Origin of the sequence: Brevibacillus ruminantium, assembly GCF_023746555.1 — a bacterium.
GTDB lineage: Bacteria > Bacillota > Bacilli > Brevibacillales > Brevibacillaceae > Brevibacillus > Brevibacillus ruminantium.
The window spans coordinates 876,709-897,439 of record NZ_CP098755.1; the positions used below are offsets into that span (position 1 = coordinate 876,709).

Here is a 20,731-nt window from a genome sequence, read left to right on the forward strand (position 1 = left end):
GAAAAAGAGAGATTCTCGCAGTTTACAGAAGAGAATCTCTCTTTTTTATGACCATTTTTACAGCTCCACGCCTTGGGAGTATTTTGGGAGGACGGTTTGATATGTTGTCGTTATCTATCAAATTTTGACAGGAAAGCAAGGTGGTTCATAGGATGAAAGAGAAGACTCGATCGTTTACTCGCTTTCTTAGTATGATGCTCTTGACATTTTTGTTGTTAGCCGATACCAGTGGCTACGGGAAATGGGTCAAAATTGTGCGGGCGGCTGAAAGTTGGGAAAGCAAAGAAACACGTACAACAGATGCTCTGAACAAGGTGGCCCATCACGGCGGGACCTGGCTGACAGTGGGCAACAATGGAGCGATTCGCAAATCGACCGATGAGGAGAACTGGAACATACGCGGAAGCCTTAGCATCACGGAACACCTGAACGATGTGACCAACGCACTCGATACCTGGGTGACAGTCGGCAGATTCGGTGCACTGTACTTCTCCACTGACGATGGGGATTCGTGGAAAACGGGAGACAGCGGTGTTAGCTTCGACCTGAGGGCAATCACAAGCAGTGACGACATGTTTGTGGCGGTAGGAGAAAGCGGTACCATCCTTTACTCATTAGATGGGCAGGTCTGGGCATCAACAAAATTATCAAATGACATGTATTTTCCACCCGCCATACTAAGCGACATTGCTTACGGTGGCGGAAAATTTGTGGCGGTAGGGAATGACGGCTATAACGACGGCGAGATTTATTCGTCTCCTGACGGAAGGAAATGGCAGAAGAGTTCCAATGTCCCGGGTATACCGCTTGGGATTACATATGGTGACGGTAAGTTCATCGCTGTGGGCAACGGGGGTGCGATCCTCTATTCGGAGGATGGCGTGACGTGGGAGAGGCAGACGTCGCCAACCGATTCGACTGTTGTACTAAATGGTGTCACATATGAACAAGGTCATTTTACAGCCGTCGGCTCATCAGGCACCGTCATCCATTCTGCTGACGGGAAGATATGGGAGGCTGAGACCTCAGGAATTTCGACGAACCTCCACCATATCGCCTTTGCCAACAATAAGTATATAGCGGTTGGGGAAGGAGGCAGATTGTATGTGCAGAACGCCTCTGTATTGACCAATGCAGCAGCACCAAATATCGACACGCAGCCGATGGACCACACAGGAAACGTGGGAGACAGCGTGTCCTTGAGCATCGGGGCTACGGTAAATGACGGCGGAACACTGAGCTACCAATGGTACAGGAATACGATAAGCAGTAACAGCGGCGGCACAGCGATCAATGGTGCGACAGACGCAACGTACATCGCGCCCACAGGAGCGGCGGGCACGACCTACTACTATGTCGTCGTGACGAACACGAACAGCCAGGCGACGGGCAGCAAGATAGCCACGACAACCAGCGATGTGGCCAGCGTCGAAGTAAATGCGCTCGCCAACGCCTTTACGGTAACCTATAACGGCAACGGTGCAACATCCGGCAGCGTGCCGATCGACAGCAATGAATATGAGGAAGGAACGACGGTCACCGTGCTTCGCAACAGCGGCGATCTGTCGAAGGAAGACTACACTTTCGCGGGGTGGAACACGCAGGCGGATGGCGGCGGAACGAGGTACGCCCCAGGAGACACGTTCCCGATGGGCACGGAGGATGTGACACTGTATGCGATGTGGACAGCGAAATTTGCGGGTGGAGACGGATCGGCAGGTTCCCCTTTCGAAATTCAAACGGTTGATCAACTGAGTCGTGTAAGGAACGCATTGAGCGCTTCTTATAAGCTGATCGCGGATATTGATTTAACCGAATATCTCTCCGATGGTGGCGAAGGATATAACGGCGGCGCGGGCTGGGTGCCGATTGGAACGGCAGGCGCACCGTTTACCGGAACTTTCGACGGGAACGGAAAGGTGATTACGGGGTTACGTATTAATCGACCTGCCGCAGATAACCAAGGGTTATTTGGATATACGGCACACAATGCCGAACTTCAGGATGTTGGTTTCACTGGAGCGGACGTAACCGGTAACAATGGTGTTGGCGCTCTCGTCGGCAATAACAACGGTTCGATTACGAATTCCTGGGTTTCCGGAACGGTAGCCGGCAACTTTGCTGTCGGAGGGCTTGCGGGATACAATTACGGATCAATCTCTAACTCCTCCGCGACAACCGAATTAACTGGCAATGGTCAAAATGTAGGTGGGCTGGTAGGTGAGAATTCTTCGGTTATTGCCGACTCCTATTCCGAAGGTGCAGTCACAGGCAGCAGCGATGTTGGCGGGCTTGTCGGTAAAAATAATGGGACTATTCAGCACTCCCATGCTACAGGGGTAGTAACGAGCACCCAATACGGGGCCGGCGGGCTGGTTGGTTACAATAACGGAGGTATCATATCAGACACTTATGCGACAGGACCAGTAAAGAGTCAGGGCATTGGCGATAATGTCGGCGGACTGATCGGCGCCAATGACTACAACGGCGCCATCTCCAAATCCTATGCAACAGGAACAGTCGAGGGCAATAAACATGCAGGCGGGCTGGTCGGGTACAACTACGGCTCCATTCTGGAATCCAATGCTTCAGGTGCAGTTCAAGCTGTAGATGAAGTCGGCGGGTTAGCGGGTCGGAGTAACAAAGCCAGTTCGATTCAACTATCCTTTGCGACGGGCGAAGTAACTGGGCGTTATTATGTCGGTGGGTTGGTTGGGATGAATGAAGGTTACATAGGAGACGCCTATGCGACAGGTTCGGTAACAGGTGACCAAGTCGTTGGCGGATTGGTGGGGGTACATGATTCCGAAAGGATTGTGGACACCTATGCGACCGGAGCGGTGGTTGCAAACATGACGAGATCTGGCGTTGGCGGACTTGTGGGGATAAATAACTCTACCGTTATCGAATCCTATTATGATAAGGAAACAACAGGGCAAACGGATGAAGGAAAAGGGGAAGGCAAACGTACAGATGAGATGTGGCAGAAAAGTACCTATGTCGGATGGAATTTCTCCTCAATATGGAGCATCCGCGAAGGAATAAACAACGGTTATCCTTATTTTTTTCGTGTTTATCCGTTCTTTACGGTTCTCTATGACGGCAACGGAAGTACGTCTGGTAACGTGCCGATCGACAGTAATACGTATCACAAGGGAGCGTCAGTTACGGTGCTTCGCAACAGCGGCGATCTGTCGAAGGAAGACTACACTTTCGCGGGCTGGAACACGCAGGCGGATGGCGACGGAACGAGGTACGCCCCAGGAGACACGTTCCCGATGGGCACGGAGGATGTGACGCTGTATGCGATGTGGAGAGAGAAACAGACGCCGCATCCGACACCGACCTACACCGTAACCTATCACGACAACGGCGCTACATCCGGCAACGTGCCAATCGACAGCAATGATTATGAGGAAGGAACGACGGTCACCGTGCTTCGCAACAGCGGCGATCTGTCGAAGGAAGACTACACATTCGCGGGCTGGAACACGCAGGCGGATGGCGGCGGAACGAGGTACGCCCCAGGGGACACGTTCCCGATGGGCACGGAGGATGTGACGCTGTATGCGATGTGGAGAGCGAAACAGACGCCGCATCCGACACCAACCTACACCGTAACCTATCACGACAACGGCGCTACATCCGGCAACGTGCCGATCGACAGCAATGAATATGAGGAAGGAACGACAGTCACCGTGCTTCGCAACAGCGGCGATCTGTCGAGGGAAGACTACACTTTCGCGGGCTGGAACACGCAGGCGGATAGCGGCGGAACGAGGTACGCTCCAGGAGACACGTTCCCGATGGGCACGGAGAATGTGACGCTGTATGCAATGTGGACGGCGAATCAGACGCCTAATCCGACTCCGACCTACACCGTAACCTATCACGACAACGGCGCTACATCCGGCAACGTGCCAATCGACAGCAATGAATATGAGGAAGGAACGACGGTCACCGTGCTTCGCAACAGCGGCGATCTGTCGAGGGAAGACTACACTTTCGCGGGCTGGAACACGCAGGCGGATGGCGGCGGAACGAGGTACGCCCCAGGGGACACGTTCCCGATGGGCACGGATAATGTAACGCTGTATGCAATGTGGACGGCGAATCAGACGCCTAATCCGACTCCGACCTACACCGTAACCTATAACGACAACGGCGCTACATCCGGCAACGTGCCGATCGACAGCAATGAATATGAGGAAGGAACGACGGTCAAGGTGCTTGGCAACAGCGGTAAACTGGCAAAGACGGACTACACATTCGCGGGCTGGAACACGCAGGTGGATGGCGGCGGAACGAGGTACGCCCCAGGGGACACGTTCACGATGGGCACGGAGGATGTGACGCTGTATGCGATGTGGAGAGCGAAACAGACGCCGCATCCGACACCGACCTACACCGTAACCTATAACGACAACGGTGCTACATCCGGCAACGTACCGATCGACAGCAATGAATATGAGGAAGGAACGACGGTCACCGTGCTTCGCAACAGCGGCGATCTATCGAAGGAAGACTACAAATTCGCGGGCTGGAACACGCAGGCGGACGGCGGCGGAACGAGGTACGCCCCAGGAGACACGTTCCCGATGGGCACGGAGAATGTGACGCTGTATGCAATGTGGACAGCGAATCAGACACCGCATCCAACTCCGACCTACACCGTAACCTATCACGACAACGGTGCTACATCCGGCAACGTACCGATCGACAGCAATGAATATGAGGAAGGAACGACGGTCACCGTGCTTCGCAACAGCGGCGATCTATCGAAGGAAGACTACAAATTCGCGGGCTGGAACACGCAGGCGGACGGCGGCGGAACGAGGTACGCCCCAGGAGACACGTTCCCGATGGGCACGGAGAATGTGACGCTGTATGCAATGTGGACAGCGAATCAGACACCGCATCCAACTCCGACCTACACCGTAACCTATCACGACAACGGCGCTACTTCCGGCAACGTGCCAATCGACAGCAATGAATATGAGGAAGGAACGACGGTCACCGTGCTTCGCAACAGCGGCGATCTGTCGAGGGAAGACTACACATTCGCGGGCTGGAATACACAGGCGGACGGAGGCGGAACGAGCTATACCCCAGGAGACACGTTCACGATGGGCACGGCGAACGTCACGCTATATGCGAAGTGGAGAGCGAAACAGACGCCGCATCCGACACCAACCTACACCGTAACCTATCACGACAACGGTGCTACATCCGGCAACGTACCGATCGACAGCAATGAATATGAGGAAGGAACGACGGTCAAGGTACTTGGCAACAGCGGTAAACTGGCAAAGACGGACTACACATTCGCGGGCTGGAACACGCAGGCGGACGGCGGCGGAACGAGCTATGCCGCAGGAGACACGTTCACGATGGGCACGGCGAACGTCACGCTATATGCGAAGTGGAAGGTCAACCATACGGGCGGTTCTTCCAGAGACCGTTCTTCCAGAGAAGATTCATCTGATAGGGGTTCATCATCAAAGCCTCCGAGTGATACGGTGATTTCGACAAACGGCAAATTAACGCTTCCAGTAGGCAAAAAAGGTGAACTTAGCTTAGGTGATGAGATCAAGATCGTTATTCCTGCCGATGCTTTCGATAAAGAACTGCAACTAACGATCAACAAAGTGGCAAATACACAGAACCTGTTCACGAGCAAAGACGTTCTGGCCAGCCCGGTATTCGAAATTTGGAAGAACGTTTCGGAGGACTTCAGCAATCTGATTACCCTTACTTTTACCTTCGATCCGAAAAGCTTGAAAGATCATCAAAAGCCTTCTGTATTTTATTATGACGAATCGAAGCAGGTTTGGGTTGATATCGGCGGCAAGGTAAACGGCAATACAATCACCGTAAAAGTCAACCACTTAGGAAAATTTGCGGTATTCGCAATAGACCGAGATGGAGACACGAAACAACCAGTCAACTTCAGTGATCTTTCGGGACACTGGGCAAAGGCAAATATCAAGCAAGCCGTTCGCATGGGTTTCGTCAGTGGCTATCCAGACGGCACATTTAATCCGAACGGACCGATCACCCGTTCCGAGTTTACCGTGATGCTTGCGGGTGCCTTGAAACTGGAAGGATCAAGTGAGGCGCTTGCATTCACGGATAACGATCAAATCGGCGCATGGGCGAAGCAAGCGGTCGCCCTGGCAGTGAAGGCGGGCATTGTCAGCGGGTACGAGGACGGCAGCTTCCGGCCAAATGCGCGGATCACCCGCGCGGAGATGGCGGTCATGATTGCCAGAGTGTTAAGGTTCTCCCTTGACGAGAATGCAACAACCAGCTTCGCAGACGACGGGGAGATTCCGAATTGGGCGAAAGGCACCGTGGAGATGGTTCGCAAACAGCGCATCGCTAGTGGCCGCAACAGCAACAATTTCGTTCCGAACGATACGGCGACAAGGGCGGAAGCGGTAGTAATGCTGCTCAGAATGTTGGAAGTTCGAGATCAACAGTAATAGCAATATACATTAGGGGCAAACCTAACATGAATTATTCCGTTAGGTCTGCCCCTGTCTTTTTGTGCTTCGAGGATGGATTCCAGTGCCGTTTTACGTTTGGCAAGGGCTTGTTACTCTGGCTGAATACGTTGATTTTGGGCGGTGAACTATTATATCGAGTGGTTCTATTCAACAACGAACCACTTAAAAATTTGCTGAACCAAAAGGAGGCAAAAACAATATGAAAATCATCGTTACGAGTATATTCGTTCAAGATCAAGACAAGGCACTGGCGTTTTATACAGAAACGCTGGGCTTTGTAAAAAAGCATGACGTTCCCGTCGGAGAATATAGGTGGATAACGCTCGTTTCCCCGGATGATCAAGACGGTACGGAGCTTTTACTCGAACCGAATAACCATCCTGCTGCCAAAGAGTATCAAAAGAAGATATTTGCCGATGGCATCCCCGCAACCATGTTTGGGGTTGCTGATATTCATAATGAGTACAAAAGATTATTGGAAAACGGCGTGAAGTTTACAATGGAGCCGACAAAAATGGGAGAACTCACAATAGCCGTCTTCGACGATACATGCGGCAACCTTATTCAGATCGTGCAGAAGTAACTTTATGTCGAAATAGATGAAATGCTAGTTCTAAACGACTCTTTGGTTATGTTAAGTTTAACCCCGTCCTAAATCAGGGCGGGGTTATGTGTTTTTAACGAATCAACTTTCAAGCTCTGTGATGCAACGCAGGATACATGGACACAAAAATAGATTTAATCACTCAGGTGTTTCGTCCAATACATTTTCCTTGTATGGTCATACGATATTTCGAAAATGATCGAAGGAGGATGTATATGGCAAAACAAGTGAAGGTAAGCCCGCAATTCAAAAGACTTTGTAACCAATTTGGAAAAATCCTGGGAGGAAAGTCGGAAGTTGATGAAGGTCCGGTTTGTTTTGTCACGCGGATGACGAACCTGCCGGCAACGATTTTGGGAAGAAGAACCCGCTCCCCATTGGTTCAAATGCAAATGTTTTCGTTTGAATCTCTTGATAAGTCGGGCCGCGCTCTTTGTTTAGGTGAGACTGCCGTACACCAAAATCAGGTGAATCGATTGCTCTCGAATCTCCGTAAACGTGGGATAAAAGTAACTGCACTTCATAATCACTGGTTAAAAGAAAATCCACGCTTAATGTATATGCACTGGGAGGCCATCGAGAAGCCGGTTGTATTTGCTAGAAAAACCAAAGAATCTATCGCATTCCTGGGTTAAGGGAGTTGAGCTGTGGAGCTGTATGTAAAATCCTATTCAGGAAAGGATGATTTTGTATGACGGGAAAAGTGAAGGTAAGCGCCCGTTTTAAAAGACTATGTAACCAATTTTCAACCATTTTAGGTGGGACAGAGCATGAAATTACAAAAGGTCCCGTTTGTTTTGTCAGCAGAAACAGGAAGGTAAACGCTTCTATTTTAGGAAGGCGTACGACATCTCCTTTGGTCCGTTATCAACTGTTCTCGTTTGAATCACTGGACAGCTCGGGCCGCGCACTCTGTTTAGGGGAAACGGCCCTCTTCCAAAACCAGGTACAGCGATTGCTGACAAATCTTCGCAATAACGGGATCAAAGTAACAGCAGTTCATAATCACTGGCTGTTTGAAAACCCGCGTCTTATGTATATTCACTGGGAGTCGATCGATAATCCGATTGCATTTGCAAGGAAGGTAAAACGTTCGATTGCTTTCTTGGGTTGAACGTGAGGAATCGTATAAACAATCGAACCCGAAAGAGTTCACGCTGAGATGGCGTGTTCGGCTCGAACCACGGCTTTTGATATGACGAATGATAGCGGGAAATCAAAAAAGAACCTGGATGGTTTTACCAGGTTCTTTTATATTGCACATAATCAGGCACGATGATAAAATCAGACTACGACTGTCTTTTTATTAAAAATAAATATAATTATATCATTTTACACTTTAATTGTACCATGCCGGTAAACTCATGTCAAATGTTTTTTCTCAATTTAATGGTTAGGAGAGATATTGAATGAGTTCTTTGGCTCTCAGTTTTCAGGAAATGGAAAAAACGCAGCTTTCGCTCGTTGGCGGAAAAGGGTTACATCTAGGGGAATTATCAAAAATGGAAGGAATACAAGTACCAGAAGGATTTTGTGTTACAACAGCAGGATACCAAAAAGCCATCGAACAAAACGAAATGTATCATGCATTGTTGGATCGACTAACCGTGCTAAAAGTAGAAGATCGAGATGAAATTGGTGAAATCAGCGGGAAGATCAGGCAAATCATAATGGAAGCAGAAATTCCTTCCGATGTTGCGTGCGCCGTTACTCACTATCTCTCCCAGTTTGGTGAGGAACATGCGTATGCAGTGCGTTCCAGTGCGACTGCTGAAGATTTGCCACATGCCTCTTTTGCTGGTCAACAAGACACCTATTTAAATATCATCGGCGTCGATTCCATCTTGCAGCATATCCGCAAATGTTGGGCGTCGCTGTTTACCGATCGCGCGGTCATCTACCGAAAGCAAAACGGATTCGACCACCGTCAGGTTTATTTATCCGTTATCGTGCAAAGGATGGTTTTCCCACAGGCTTCAGGGATATTGTTTACCGCTGATCCGATTACTTCGAACCGGAAGCTGCTGTCCATCGATGCCAGTTTTGGGCTTGGAGAAGCGTTGGTGTCCGGCTTGGTATCTGCCGATGGTTATAAAGTACGGGATGGGGAAATCGTCGATAAAAGGATAGCCGCCAAAAATTTAGCGATCTATGGACGGAAAGAAGGGGGGACGGAGACAAAGCAGATCGATCCTGATCGGCAAAACACGCAAACCCTCACGGATGAGCAAATTTTACAACTGGCACGCATCGGGAGACAGATCGAAGCTTATTTCGGCCAGCCGCAAGATATTGAATGGTGTTTGGCTGACAATGAATTTTATATCGTCCAAAGCCGTCAAATCACGACTTTATACCCGATCCCTGAGGCGAATGATCAGGAAAATCACGTTTATGTATCTGTGGGTCACCAACAAATGATGACCGACCCCATGAAACCATTGGGATTGTCTTTTTACCTGTTGCTAACTCCTGCGCCCATGCGTAAAGCCGGCGGAAGGTTGTTTGTTGATGTTTCACTTATGCTGGCTTCACCTTCCGGCAGGGAAACTTTAATAAATGTCCTGGGAAAAAACGATCCGCTCATAAAAGATGCATTGACGACCGTCATAGAGCGGGGGAATTTTATAAAATCGGTACCGGATGACAAAAAAGAACAGAGTAACGGAAAAAGCAATCAAGGTCCGGCGCCTGCGGATTATCAAACACTAAACGATTACGATCCGACAATCGTCTCTGAGTTGATTAAGCAAAGTGAATCATCGATCGAGGAGTTAAAACATAAGATCCAAACGAAATCAGGAGCCGATCTGTTTGATTTTATCCTGAAAGATATCCAGGAATTAAGGGAGAGGAAGAGCGTATCTGATCCACGAAGCTTTGGTGTGATCATGACTGCTATGAATGCTTCATCATGGATCAATGAAAAAATGATGGAGTGGTTGGGTGAAAAAAACGCAGCAGATACGCTGTCTCAATCTGTACCAAACAATATCACTTCGGAAATGGGTCTGGCTCTAATGGATGTCGCAGATGTGATACGTCCTTATCCGGAAGTCATTGCGTATTTGCAGCAAGTACAAGATGATCACTTTATGGATGAATTGCATAAGTTTGAGGGCGGGCAGGAAGCACATGATGCGATCAATGCTTATCTCAGCAAATACGGTATGCGATGCGCCGGAGAAATCGATATTACCAGACCTCGTTGGAGCGAAAAACCAATTACACTTGTCCCCATGATTTTGGGTAATATCAAAAACTTTGAGCCTAATGCCGCAAAGCGGAAGTTTGAGCAAGGGCGACAGGAAGCTTTGAAAAAAGAACAAGAGTTATTGAAGCGATTGAAACAATTACCGGATGGCGAACAAAAAGCCAAAGAGACAAAAAGAATGATCGACCTAGTCCGGAATCTCATTGGGTATCGGGAATATCCAAAATATAGTTATATTAACCGCTACTTCGTTTATAAGCAGGCTTTGCTCAAAGAAGCCGAACAACTCGTGCAAGCGGGAGTTATTCGTAAAAAAGAAGATATCTACTATCTCACCTTTGAAGAACTTCACGAAGCCGTCCGCACCAATCAACTGGATTACCAGATTATCAGCCAACGAAAAGACGAGTACAAAGTATACGAAAAACTAACTCCACCGCGTGTTATCACGTCTGATGGTGAAATCATTGCAGGTGAGTACAAACGAGAAAATCTCCCAGCCGGAGCTATTGCGGGTCTGCCTGTTTCTTCCGGGGTTATAGAGGGGCGGGCACGTGTCATCTTAAACATGGAAGATGCTGACCTGGAAGAGGGAGATATTTTAGTCACCTCCTTTACTGACCCTAGCTGGACACCCTTGTTCGTATCCATAAAAGGCCTGGTCACCGAAGTTGGTGGACTGATGACCCATGGAGCCGTTATCGCACGTGAATATGGCCTGCCAGCAGTTGTCGGAGTGGAAAATGCCACCAAACTGATAAAAGATGGGCAACGAATTCGCGTGCATGGAACAGAAGGGTATATCGAAATATTGTAATGGCTGATACGTCAAGTAAGAGCTGCTGTCATTTCTGGACAGCATTAATTGCAACGTGCCACGGATAAAAGGGCGGTTACCCTGTTCGTCCTTTTATCCACTTATCTTCGTTGGGGAATTGTCAGCCATGGTTACTTAATACTAGAAAGTGACACTACCCGAAAGTATAGTGATCCCTATTTAGATTTATAACTTTTGATAGTGCTTAAAGAGATTCTCCACACGATCCTGAATCAATTGTTTTAACGATTCAGGCTTCACTGATCGCACCTGATTCCCATATCTCATAAAATAGCTGGTGATAAACTCCTCTTCTCCTGGATGATAAAATCCCGTAATGATCGTTTTATCCCCACTTTCTAATTTCATAGAAGGATAATGCTCTTTATAAAAAAGATCCACTGCTTGTTCTGAAATCTCTACTTCAAAGGCAATACTCTCCTCATATTTATAAATGTCTAACGAACGTCGAACGAGTTCATCTATTGAAAAGTGGGGTTTGCTATCCTCTTCTTCTTCTTCTTCAATAAAGGTGATTCTGTCACATCTGAACACTCTATATTTATTCGTATCCAACTCGATTCCAGTAGCATACCATTGACCAAACGCAGCGGATATTTTAAAAAATTGAATATGGTAACTTTTTATCTGGTTATTTTTTGTATATTCAATCTTACAGTTACGTTCATGAAGAATGCTTTCTAAAATTTTGTCTAAGTAACGACTAACATGATGATGTTGATAAACTTCAAACTGCAGGACCTTTTTCATTTTGTGAATCTGATCAATTTGTTTTTTAGAAAGACAGCTTTCAAACTTTTCATGTAGTTTCGTAACGCTTAAATGAAAGGGTGTTGATTGATACGATTCTAACGTCAACATGGCAAAGTACAGGGCATACACTTCATCAATCGTGAAAAAAATGGGGGATAACAACCGATTTTTCAGGATACCATATCTTCCATATTTGCCATGCTCCGAATAAATAGGCATACCTAGCTGCTCCAATGAACGGATATCACGGAGAGCCGTACTTTTGGAAATATTGTATTTCTCCATGAGGTCTTGTAAATTAAAGAACTCTCGACTGTTTACGTATCTGATCATGTCATGTAAACGTTCCGATTTCTTCATAGCAATCTCCTGTTAAAGGTGTCATGTTTTGATGCTTTTAGAAATTATAATAAGCTCAAGGTGATAGATCAAATGGATTAGATATCTGCCTAAAACCATGATGGAAAAGGAGATTGAAACCATGAGTGCAACATTGGAAATCGCGATTTTCTTATCTATGAACGGAAACGCAAAAGAAGCGATCCATTTTTACAAACAACATTTTCACGCAGAGGAATTGTTGCTTGTTACCTATCAGGACATGGCAAAACGTGACAGCTCCATCCGGCTTACTGATGAAAATAAGGATTATATTACTCACTCTGTCTTATCCATCGGAAAAACAAAAGTAATGATCGCAGAAGATACAATGGATACCAGTGAAGAATATAGAGTTGGTAATAACACTTCATTATGTATTCAAAGTGCTGACCTGGAAGAAATTGAACAATTTTATCGAAGCTTGGTTTCAGATGAGAGAGTGAAAATCATTGTTCCTTTATCAAGGAATGTATTTAGCAAAGCGTACGGTATTATCAAAGACCCGTTCGGCATTCAAATACAATTAATGTTTGACGAGAGATTACAATAGGAGGGGCTGTCTAAAAAGTCCCTAAAAAGTAAAGAAGCTGGGGGAAAACCGTTTCGTTTTTCCCCCAGCTTCTTTTTTTGCCCTTATTGGTTTGAGGAATGTGGCCAGGCGGATGCCCGCCACTTTCAACAAGTTATGTGCTAGTGCCACAATTCCGAACTCGACATGCACTTTGTCGAGCCCACGAAGAGAAAATCGGCGGAACGACCGATTGCCCTTGATGTGACCGAACACGCTTTCGACCTCGACTTTACGTCGGGCATAGATAGCTGCTTTGTCTTCACATTCAAGGGCTGCTTTTGCCTTTGCTTTCATTTCTTCAAAGATCGTATTCCAATGAACCTGACGGTTCCCTTTACCTTTGGTACATTGCGATTTGAATGGACACCCTGAACAATCCTCACATTCATAAATTTTGTAACTTTGTTCATGACCAGAGGCGTTCTTCTTGTTCTGGTATTTCTTAAACGTAACTTTCATTCCATTTGGGCAGATAAAACAATCATCCTTTTCAACATAGACCCAGTTTATTACACTTTTGATGTCCCTTTTGGCTTTTCGGGTTTTTTCCTTCAAATAGGTTCCGTAAGGAATGAGGAAATCAAACCGTGGTTCTTTTTCCTCCCCCACCGCATACAGATAGTTTTCTTCGCTCCCATACCCCGCATCCGCGATGACATTTTTGGGCATGGGCAGCCAGGAAGAAGCCAGCTTCTCTAGATGGGGGATGAAGCAGCGTGTATCCGTTGGACGTTGATGAATGGTGTAAAATAGGATAAATTGATTCTCCGTTGCCATCTGTACGTTATAGCCAGGCTTAAGTTGACCGTTTTTCATATGATCTTCTTTCATCCGCATGAATGTTGCGTCACTATCTGTCTTGGAATAACTATTGCGGTCACCAAAAGTTTCGTTTTGAGCTTTGTATTTGGCAAGCCTTGGTAGGAAATCTTTACGGATCAGCTTAAGGGATTTCTTCCATGTACTCTGTCTTTTTCGCTTTTCCTTACGGACTTCTGTATTTGTCTCATTTTCCATCTCATCTGATAAAACGGCTATGTGGGTTTCCAAGCCAACAGCAATCTCTTCCAATTTGGAGGGGTCTTCCACTGTATCCATCAGGTTATCCGCAAGGATTTCCAATTCTTCCTCCTTGGCTGTCTCCTCAATGAGCCGCAAGGTTTCTCGGATCTTCTCCTTCAGTTTTTCCTCGAATCGGATCGTTGATTTTTTCCATACGAAAGAATACTTGTTGGCATTTGCTTCGATTTTTGTCCCATCCAGAAAGTAATTTTCCATGGTGATATAGTTGGCCTCGATGAGCTTCAAGATCATGGTTTCGTAAAGTTCATTCATCATCGATTTCATCCGTCTGCCACGAAATTCGTTGATGGTACGGTAGTCTGGTTGTTGCATCGCTGCCAGCCACATGGTGGGAATATTTTCACGGGTAAGCTGTTCGATACCACGGCAAGAGTACACCTTCTGGGAGTAGCCAAACAGGATGACCTTTAGCATCATCTTAGGGTGGAACGAAGGTCTGCCACCGCCTGGATAATGAGAAAATAACTTATCATCAGGAATGGCCTCAACCATTTCATCTACCACACGTGCGACATGGTGCACGGGAATAAGTTCCTCGATATCGAAGATAACTTGAACCTGACGGTTATTATATGATTTGAATGTAGGAGCGCATTGTCTCTTGGAAACAATATTTTCTACTGTTCCCTCTAGGGGAAGAGTTAATTGCGTGGTATAATATGGGGGAGTAATCGAAAGATTACACATAAAAATCGTCCTTCCTAAAATGTTGGTGTGGGAACTTTCATTTTACAAGAAGAGACGATTTTTTTGTGCTTATTTTTGAAAAAAAGGGGCCCCAGGAAGTCAGTTAAAACCGACTTTCTGGACAGCCCCATCTTTTTATGCCCGGACACAAAAAATGAACCGTTTCGAATCTCGTGACAATATAGAGGTGAAGAGATATTTAGAAAGGAGGCTTTCGTAATGGTGAAAGGGGAGAAGTTTTTTGGAAAGTTCAGATTTGAGCGAGCTTGTGACGCTGCATGGTAATGCGATCTATGGATTTTGTCATAAACTCGCGAAAAACAAGTCCGATACCGATGACCTCTATCAGGAAACCTTTCTCAGAGCGATGGAATTGCGCCATAAAATCGATAAAAACAATAATCCGAAAGGGTTTCTCATCTCGATTGCCATCGGACTATGGAAAAACAAGCGCCGTAAATTTGCCTGGCGGCTAAGAATCGCTCCCATCCAGGAGATGAAAGAAGATGTGGAAAGCGACCACCTTTTCAGGGATGAATCAACACCCGAGGACATTCTTTTATCCAATGAGCGCTGTGTGAAGATCGCAGCCGCAACAGATGCCTTGAACGATAAATTGAAAATACCTCTGTATATGTACTACACGGCGGAAATGTCCATAGAAGAGATAGCCTCAGCCTTGAAGATTCCTCCGGGAACGGTGAAAAGCAGGCTTTTCCAGGCGCGAAAAGCCTTGCGAAATACTTTGGAGTTGGAGGTGGATCAAGATGCACGATTCTGAGCAATTTGACCGTCTGCTCAAGAAAGCTCTTTCTTCAACGATAGAGCCCGATGCAGAGCTAAATCAAAAAATATTGAACCAGTTAAAGGAGAATGATACTATGAAGCCGGTATACAAAAAAAGGATATCTGTTGCATTGATTGCTTCAACCGTTGCTTTAACCATGTCGATAACGGCAGTAGCCGCCTGGCAGTATTTAAGTCCAAAACAGGTGGTCGAGCAACTCGGAGACCAAAAGCTTGCCAAAGCGTTTGAACAAAAAAACGCAGTGAAAATAAATGAATCTGTTGTTTCAGGACCATACGTGTTCACTTTGCTGGGCATCGTATCAGGCGAAAATATCAGCAACTTTGCAGACGACGTGAACGATCTCTACCCGAATAAAACCTACGCTGTCGTCTCCATTTCCAAAAAAGATGGCAGCAAAATGCCGGATACGCAGGATGAAGCGTATGGGCAAGAGCCGTTTTTTGTCACTCCTCTCATTAAGGGGCAAAAGCCTTGGCAGGTTAACATTGCTACCTTGAATGGCGGTTACAGGGAGTTTACCAAGGATGGCGTCATGTACAGGCTGATTGAATGCGACGGGGTGGAAATGTTTGCCGACAGAGGACTTTATCTTGGCATTAATACCGGCACCTTCTTTGATGTCAATGCGTTTCATTACAACGAAGAAACCGGCGAAATCGGTCGTAATGCCAATTATGAAGGAGCAAACGCACTTTTCAACCTGCCTCTCGATGCCCAAAAGGCTGATCATGAGAAAGCGGACAAATATTTGAAAGAATTGTTCCAAAAATTTGAGGCTGATTCCGATGCTAACGGAGAACTAGAGGCCGAGTTGAACAAGGAGATCGAGGAGATCGAAAAACACGGGGTTGTCATTCCCGAGTCCGTAAAAAAAGTTACGCTGGATAAAAAAGGCATGGCGCACTATGAATATGACGGTTACGAGGCAAACGTTTTCTTGGACCCGAAAGAGTGGAAAGTGGGAGAGTATAAAACGATAAGCGTATCGGAAGGAAAGGACGGAAAATCAGCTCTTCAATTCTCAAAAGATGCTGAGGGGGCATTTACCGGCCGGGTAGTCATATTGAAATAGTTCACTGAACCAACGTGTAAAGATGGATAGAAAGAAGGGGCTAGCCGATTGTAGGCGATGCCCCTTTTTCCACATCCTCATTTTCCAGCTCGTGATCAAATAAAGGGACGAGGGATTCCATTACCGTTTCAAACTCTTTTGTCTCAAACGGTTTTGCAGAGCTGATGCTAATCGTAATCCCGTCTCTTACAGTGAATAAAAGCAGGGGAGTGTCGTCTGCATACACCCAGTTGAACTCGCCCCGATCGCTTTTTACGATTCTCTCTGCATTCCCGCTATCTGGTGTTATTTCTTTCCTGGATTGCCGCAGGCTAAAATGCGGGTAAGTAATTTTGAGCGTGTCCGTTTCTTCATCCACAGACACAACATCGTCGGTAGCAATGCCTTCTGTCGGGATAAAGGGATTCTCAATTCCATGCTTTTTTGCGACCATTTGGATCTCGCGCAAGTCTTGCAATGTATAACGCAAGTCGTTCACATATGACGTGGGATCTGAGGTCGATGCCTCTACAAACGGCCTCAATGCTTCATGAATATCTTCTTTTTGAAGGCCTTTCTCTGTGGAAGAGTTCCCAATCGGTGAGTTTGCCGTTTGCGAAGAATCTGTATGTTGGCATCCCGTAATTGCAGTACAAAGCAATAATGCGAAAAAGAAAATTCTCATGAAGTAACCTCCTTCATTTCCATTCTTTTGTAAGGACGAAATGACAGAGGAGGTTGTTACAGTTTTTTCCGTATGGACATGGGCATGCAGCCATCAGCCATTACCGCTTCCCGATGGCACCCTCCACCAGATAATGGTCCAAATCGATATCGACTTCGTGCCCAATAGCCAGCTTTGCTAGCTGCCAGCCGATATACGGCCCCATCGTCAGACCTGATGCGCCAAGTCCATTGGCAACGAAAATTCTTTCCCAACCGGGCAACGGGCCGATGACAGGGAGAAATCCTGGGGTGAAGGGACGAAACCCTACTCTTGCTTCCAGAAACGTGCTATGGGCCAAATCAGGGGCAAATTCCAGCGCTTTATTGAAAACTTCCTGCAGGCCGCCAGCCGTTATCCGGGTGTCGAAACCTTCGATATCATTCTCGTGCGTTGCGCCGATGACGATTCGGTTATGATTGAATGCCAACAAATACTGATCACTCGGCGGCATCACGACCGGCCAGTTGTTGGTGCCTGCATCCGGCAATTCCAGATGAACAATTTGCGCCTTTTGATACGACACCTGAAACTCGATGCCTAGAGGCTGCAACAATGGATGGGCCCACGCGCCGGCACAAACAATAACAGCGTCTGCATCGATGGATTCCCCATTTACACTGACTCCTGTCACACATGCCCCGTCATATCGAAGAGTGGCTTCACCGCTGAGAAATACAGCACCCTTTTTGACAGCGGCCCGCACGAGAGCATCCCTCAGGGCACGACCGTCCACTCGGGCCGCACCGCTTATATGTACAGCCGCAAAGCCATCGGAAAGCGGAGGAAACAGACGCTTCGCTTCGCTTGGGCCGAGCTGGGTGATGTCTCCGATTTCCGGGGCATCCTCCTTGCGTTTTTGCGCCCGCTTTTCCAGTTCGGTCAGCTTTTCTCGATTCGTATGGATACTGAGTGCGCCAACACGGGCATAACCGGTTTGCGTTTCTCCATCGTGTTCAAGTTCTTTAATCAAAGATGGATAAAAAAGCGCCCCCTCCTTGGCGAGTTTATACCATGCCTGATTGCGTCTTTGCGATATCCAGGGACAAATAATGCCGGCAGCGGCATCTGTGGCCTGTCCTTTATCTCCCCGGTCCACCATGATCACTTTTGTTCCGCTTTTTGCCAATTGGTAGGCCGTAGAAGCTCCCAGTATCCCGGCGCCAATTACAACATAGGTTTGCATGTTTCCGCACCCTTTTCGTTTTTCTGTCTCAATATGTCATTATTGCACACTTTGGTCATGCGATGTACATGCGGTGAAAGGATTGGGGGGCAGGAACGGGAATGGTAACATCAACATCCGGGACTGGGACCAGCCGGTAGAGCAATTGTTACCCGCAAGTAGAAAAAACCTCAGTAAATATATCCCAAATATGCTACTCTAAATTTCATAGGAAAAAACCGCAGAAGGGGGACGTACGTGAGAAGTGAGAAAGAAATGCTTGATCTGATCCTGGGAGTGGCGCAGAAGGATGAACGCGTTCGCGCCGTGTATATGAACGGCTCGCGTACCAATCCCCATGCGCCCAAAGATATTCTCCGGGACTATGATATTGTGTACGTCGTGACCGAGACGTCTTCCTTTCTGGAGGAGGAAAACTGGATACATGTATTTGGGGAACTGCTGATGATGCAGGAGCCTGATAAAAATGACCGGGCGATCGGAATGGATATGGATTTTACCCGATCCTACACGTATCTCATGCTCTTTACAGATGGAAACCGCATCGATCTTCGCATCGAGACAAAAGAATCGATGCTGGAAAGATATGCGCATGATACATTGACGATGCCGCTGCTGGATAAAGACAATTGTCTGCCAGCCCTGCCTGCACCCACAAACACCGATTATTGGGTGAAAAAGCCCACAGAGCCATTATATCTGGGGTGTTGCAATGAATTTTGGTGGTGCCTGCAAAATGTGGCGAAGGGAATTTGGCGAGATGAATTACCGTATGCAAAACAGATGTTTGAGCAAGTGATCCGGCCTCGTCTGCATGAAATGATTGCGTGGTGGGTGGGCATCCAAAATGATTTTCAGGTCTCTCTGGGCAAAATGGAAAAATACATGAAAGCATACCTTCCCGAAACCTATTGGGAGATGTATAAACAAACCTATTCAGACAGCGATTACGAGAATATGTGGAATTCCGTACGGACAGCATGTGAACTGTTTCGGATTCTTGCCAAAGATGTGGCTGCGCATTTTCGGTATCCATACAACATCCAGGACGATACGAATATGACGAAGTATCTTACGCATATTAGGGATTTACCTTGAAGCCCAAGCAGAACGAGCTTGGGCTTCATTATTATTGTTTTTGGATCATATTCAAGCTAGCGGATCAGTAAACCTGATGTAAACCTGTCCCACTGATCCAACATTCTCCCGTTCTCGCAGAAAAATTGGCGAGAGAGCAACGGATCTTATCGAGAAGAAAGAAAGGTGGCCCAAATTGGCATAAGCAACGGGTGAAAGTTGCCGGTGTTCACGAGAAAATCTCCCATGCTCGTAAGGACTGGACTACTTGCATAAAATCTCCACCGAGATCATCAAAAACTACGATGTAAGCAAAAGTTTGGATAGATATTTTGTCGTAACAAGCTGGAAGATGCTGATTCCAAAGTCCTTGAGGATACATATATACATATAAAGATTTCTTCTGTCAAAACGAAGGGGGTGGTTCCTATCGTTGGAAATGTGCAGCCATCTAGCCGAGCAAGACCAGCCGCATCGTCAGGACGTATTCGCTTCGCCGGTCTGGCCTGCCTCATGGGCGGAGTGCTATGGGCGGTGCTTGTTGTTGTCGAACACTTGCAGGTATCAGTAGCATCTATCGTCACCGATTTGCTGATCCCTGTTCCGATGTTGCTTGGCATGGCGTGCGGGCCGCTAAGTCTGTTCGCACTTCGCGCCAGCGGGAGCAGCCGGATGAGGTGGGGCGGACACATTGGTACGTCTATCAGCCTGCTGGGGATATGTTCTTATTTGGCAGCGGCATTGTCAAAGTACGTTGTCGGGTATGAACTGGAGTTCTTTTATCCCGCAGGTGCATTACTGGTTGGAGTCGGCATGCTGACTCTCGGGATCGTGGTGTTCGTTGCGCGATCGCTGACAGGATGGCGGCGGATGGCTCCCCTTTTCGTTGGGCTGTACTACGTAGCGATGATCCCGTTCCAAATCGTGTTCTTTATTATCCCGAGCGGGGAGCCCTCGCCAATACTGCTCGGGTTCTGGAGCGTCGCATGGATTCTGTTCGGATATGCCATTTGGTCAAGTGCTCCTTCCGTCGAACGTTACGCATCGCGGGAGGACACTACCGTTTAAATGGGAACAGCGAGGGTGTAAGCAGATTGCTGCCGAAACCAAAACGGCAATAAACCAAAAGCAGGAAACGGCGGTGCAGGGATAACCCCCATGCACCGCAATTTCTTCTTTTTCCCCCCAAAGCATAATTCATACTTGACCTGTAGGTATTGTCAGTAATATAGTATGTGTATT

General features: G+C 47.2%; 14 protein-coding genes and 1 pseudogene. 11 read left to right on the forward strand and 4 right to left on the reverse strand.

The window, feature by feature from the left end; genetic code table 11:
* The first annotated feature begins 152 nt into the window (after positions 1-152).
* The 5 genes from NDK47_RS04410 (at position 153) to ppsA (ending at position 11,144) form a co-directional block, all read left to right on the forward strand.
* Entirely contained in the window at positions 153-6,485 is a 6,333-nt protein-coding gene (locus NDK47_RS04410; RefSeq protein ID WP_251873657.1) for an InlB B-repeat-containing protein, read from the forward strand.
* A gap of 223 nt (positions 6,486-6,708) precedes the next feature.
* Positions 6,709-7,092: a VOC family protein gene (locus tag NDK47_RS04415; protein WP_251873658.1), complete on the forward strand. Its 384-nt coding sequence runs from the start codon at positions 6,709-6,711 to the stop codon at positions 7,090-7,092.
* 236 nt (positions 7,093-7,328) lie between these two features.
* A complete protein-coding gene (locus NDK47_RS04420) occupies positions 7,329-7,748 on the forward strand; it encodes a DUF1259 domain-containing protein (protein ID WP_251873659.1) in 420 nt (139 codons plus the stop codon).
* Between the two features lie 56 nt (positions 7,749-7,804).
* Positions 7,805-8,227, forward strand: a complete 423-nt coding sequence (locus NDK47_RS04425; RefSeq protein ID WP_251873660.1) for a DUF1259 domain-containing protein — start codon at positions 7,805-7,807, stop codon at positions 8,225-8,227.
* A gap of 295 nt (positions 8,228-8,522) precedes the next feature.
* Positions 8,523-11,144: a phosphoenolpyruvate synthase gene (ppsA, locus tag NDK47_RS04430; protein WP_251873661.1), complete on the forward strand. Its 2,622-nt coding sequence runs from the start codon at positions 8,523-8,525 to the stop codon at positions 11,142-11,144.
* A 186-nt stretch (positions 11,145-11,330) separates the two neighbouring features.
* Here ppsA and NDK47_RS04435 read toward each other — a convergent pair whose 3' ends face one another.
* Positions 11,331-12,278: a helix-turn-helix transcriptional regulator gene (locus tag NDK47_RS04435; RefSeq protein WP_251873662.1), complete on the reverse strand. Its 948-nt coding sequence runs from the start codon at positions 12,276-12,278 to the stop codon at positions 11,331-11,333.
* Positions 12,279-12,399: 121 nt separating this feature from the next.
* Here NDK47_RS04435 and NDK47_RS04440 point away from each other — a divergent pair, with 121 nt between their 5' ends.
* Positions 12,400-12,849, forward strand: a complete 450-nt coding sequence (locus tag NDK47_RS04440; protein ID WP_251873663.1) for a VOC family protein — start codon at positions 12,400-12,402, stop codon at positions 12,847-12,849.
* A 21-nt stretch (positions 12,850-12,870) separates the two neighbouring features.
* Here NDK47_RS04440 and NDK47_RS04445 read toward each other — a convergent pair whose 3' ends face one another.
* Positions 12,871-14,640 (reverse strand): IS1182 family transposase, encoded by a 1,770-nt coding sequence (locus NDK47_RS04445; RefSeq protein ID WP_251870983.1) that lies wholly within the window; start codon positions 14,638-14,640, stop codon positions 12,871-12,873.
* A gap of 241 nt (positions 14,641-14,881) precedes the next feature.
* Here NDK47_RS04445 and NDK47_RS04450 point away from each other — a divergent pair, with 241 nt between their 5' ends.
* Together NDK47_RS04450 and NDK47_RS04455 are read left to right on the forward strand one after the other, a co-directional pair.
* The gene (locus NDK47_RS04450; RefSeq protein WP_251873664.1) at positions 14,882-15,421 is read left to right on the forward strand and encodes an RNA polymerase sigma factor; all 540 of its coding nucleotides are present in this window, start codon (positions 14,882-14,884) and stop codon (positions 15,419-15,421) included.
* Positions 15,408-16,523 carry a hypothetical protein gene (locus NDK47_RS04455; RefSeq protein WP_251873665.1) on the forward strand — a complete coding sequence of 372 codons (1,116 nt, stop codon included), beginning with the start codon at positions 15,408-15,410 and terminating at the stop codon, positions 16,521-16,523. Before NDK47_RS04450 ends, NDK47_RS04455 begins: the two co-directional genes overlap by 14 nt.
* Positions 16,524-16,563: 40 nt before the next feature.
* Here the strand turns inward: NDK47_RS04455 and NDK47_RS04460 are convergent, their stop codons facing one another.
* Entirely contained in the window at positions 16,564-17,187 is a 624-nt protein-coding gene (locus NDK47_RS04460) for a hypothetical protein (RefSeq protein ID WP_251873666.1), read from the reverse strand.
* A 100-nt stretch (positions 17,188-17,287) separates the two neighbouring features.
* Positions 17,288-18,412, reverse strand: coding sequence for an NAD(P)/FAD-dependent oxidoreductase (locus NDK47_RS04465; protein WP_251873667.1), 1,125 nt, complete (start codon positions 18,410-18,412; stop codon positions 17,288-17,290).
* A 237-nt stretch (positions 18,413-18,649) separates the two neighbouring features.
* Between NDK47_RS04465 and NDK47_RS04470 the strand changes: the two genes are divergently transcribed.
* From NDK47_RS04470 to NDK47_RS04480, 3 genes and pseudogenes are all read left to right on the forward strand, one after another.
* Entirely contained in the window at positions 18,650-19,510 is an 861-nt protein-coding gene (locus tag NDK47_RS04470; protein ID WP_251873668.1) for an aminoglycoside 6-adenylyltransferase, read from the forward strand.
* 119 nt (positions 19,511-19,629) lie between these two features.
* Positions 19,630-19,799, forward strand: a pseudogene (locus tag NDK47_RS04475) (transposase); the annotation flags it as partial.
* A gap of 110 nt (positions 19,800-19,909) precedes the next feature.
* Positions 19,910-20,557: a hypothetical protein gene (locus tag NDK47_RS04480; RefSeq protein WP_251873669.1), complete on the forward strand. Its 648-nt coding sequence runs from the start codon at positions 19,910-19,912 to the stop codon at positions 20,555-20,557.
* Positions 20,558-20,731: the final 174 nt, after the last annotated feature.

What these genes read in the sequence shown, in the direction of transcription:
- NDK47_RS04410 (WP_251873657.1), top strand. Translation starts at nt 153, where the DNA reads ATGAAAGAGAAGACTCGATCGTTTACTCGCTTTCTTAGTATGATGCTC.
- NDK47_RS04415 (WP_251873658.1), top strand. Translation starts at nt 6,709, where the DNA reads ATGAAAATCATCGTTACGAGTATATTCGTTCAAGATCAAGACAAGGCA.
- NDK47_RS04420 (WP_251873659.1), top strand. Translation starts at nt 7,329, where the DNA reads ATGGCAAAACAAGTGAAGGTAAGCCCGCAATTCAAAAGACTTTGTAAC.
- NDK47_RS04425 (WP_251873660.1), top strand. Translation starts at nt 7,805, where the DNA reads ATGACGGGAAAAGTGAAGGTAAGCGCCCGTTTTAAAAGACTATGTAAC.
- ppsA (WP_251873661.1), top strand. Translation starts at nt 8,523, where the DNA reads ATGAGTTCTTTGGCTCTCAGTTTTCAGGAAATGGAAAAAACGCAGCTT.
- NDK47_RS04435 (WP_251873662.1), bottom strand. Translation starts at nt 12,278, where the DNA reads ATGAAGAAATCGGAACGTTTACATGACATGATCAGATACGTAAACAGT.
- NDK47_RS04440 (WP_251873663.1), top strand. Translation starts at nt 12,400, where the DNA reads ATGAGTGCAACATTGGAAATCGCGATTTTCTTATCTATGAACGGAAAC.
- NDK47_RS04445 (WP_251870983.1), bottom strand. Translation starts at nt 14,640, where the DNA reads ATGTGTAATCTTTCGATTACTCCCCCATATTATACCACGCAATTAACT.
- NDK47_RS04455 (WP_251873665.1), top strand. Translation starts at nt 15,408, where the DNA reads ATGCACGATTCTGAGCAATTTGACCGTCTGCTCAAGAAAGCTCTTTCT.
- NDK47_RS04460 (WP_251873666.1), bottom strand. Translation starts at nt 17,187, where the DNA reads ATGAGAATTTTCTTTTTCGCATTATTGCTTTGTACTGCAATTACGGGA.
- NDK47_RS04465 (WP_251873667.1), bottom strand. Translation starts at nt 18,412, where the DNA reads ATGCAAACCTATGTTGTAATTGGCGCCGGGATACTGGGAGCTTCTACG.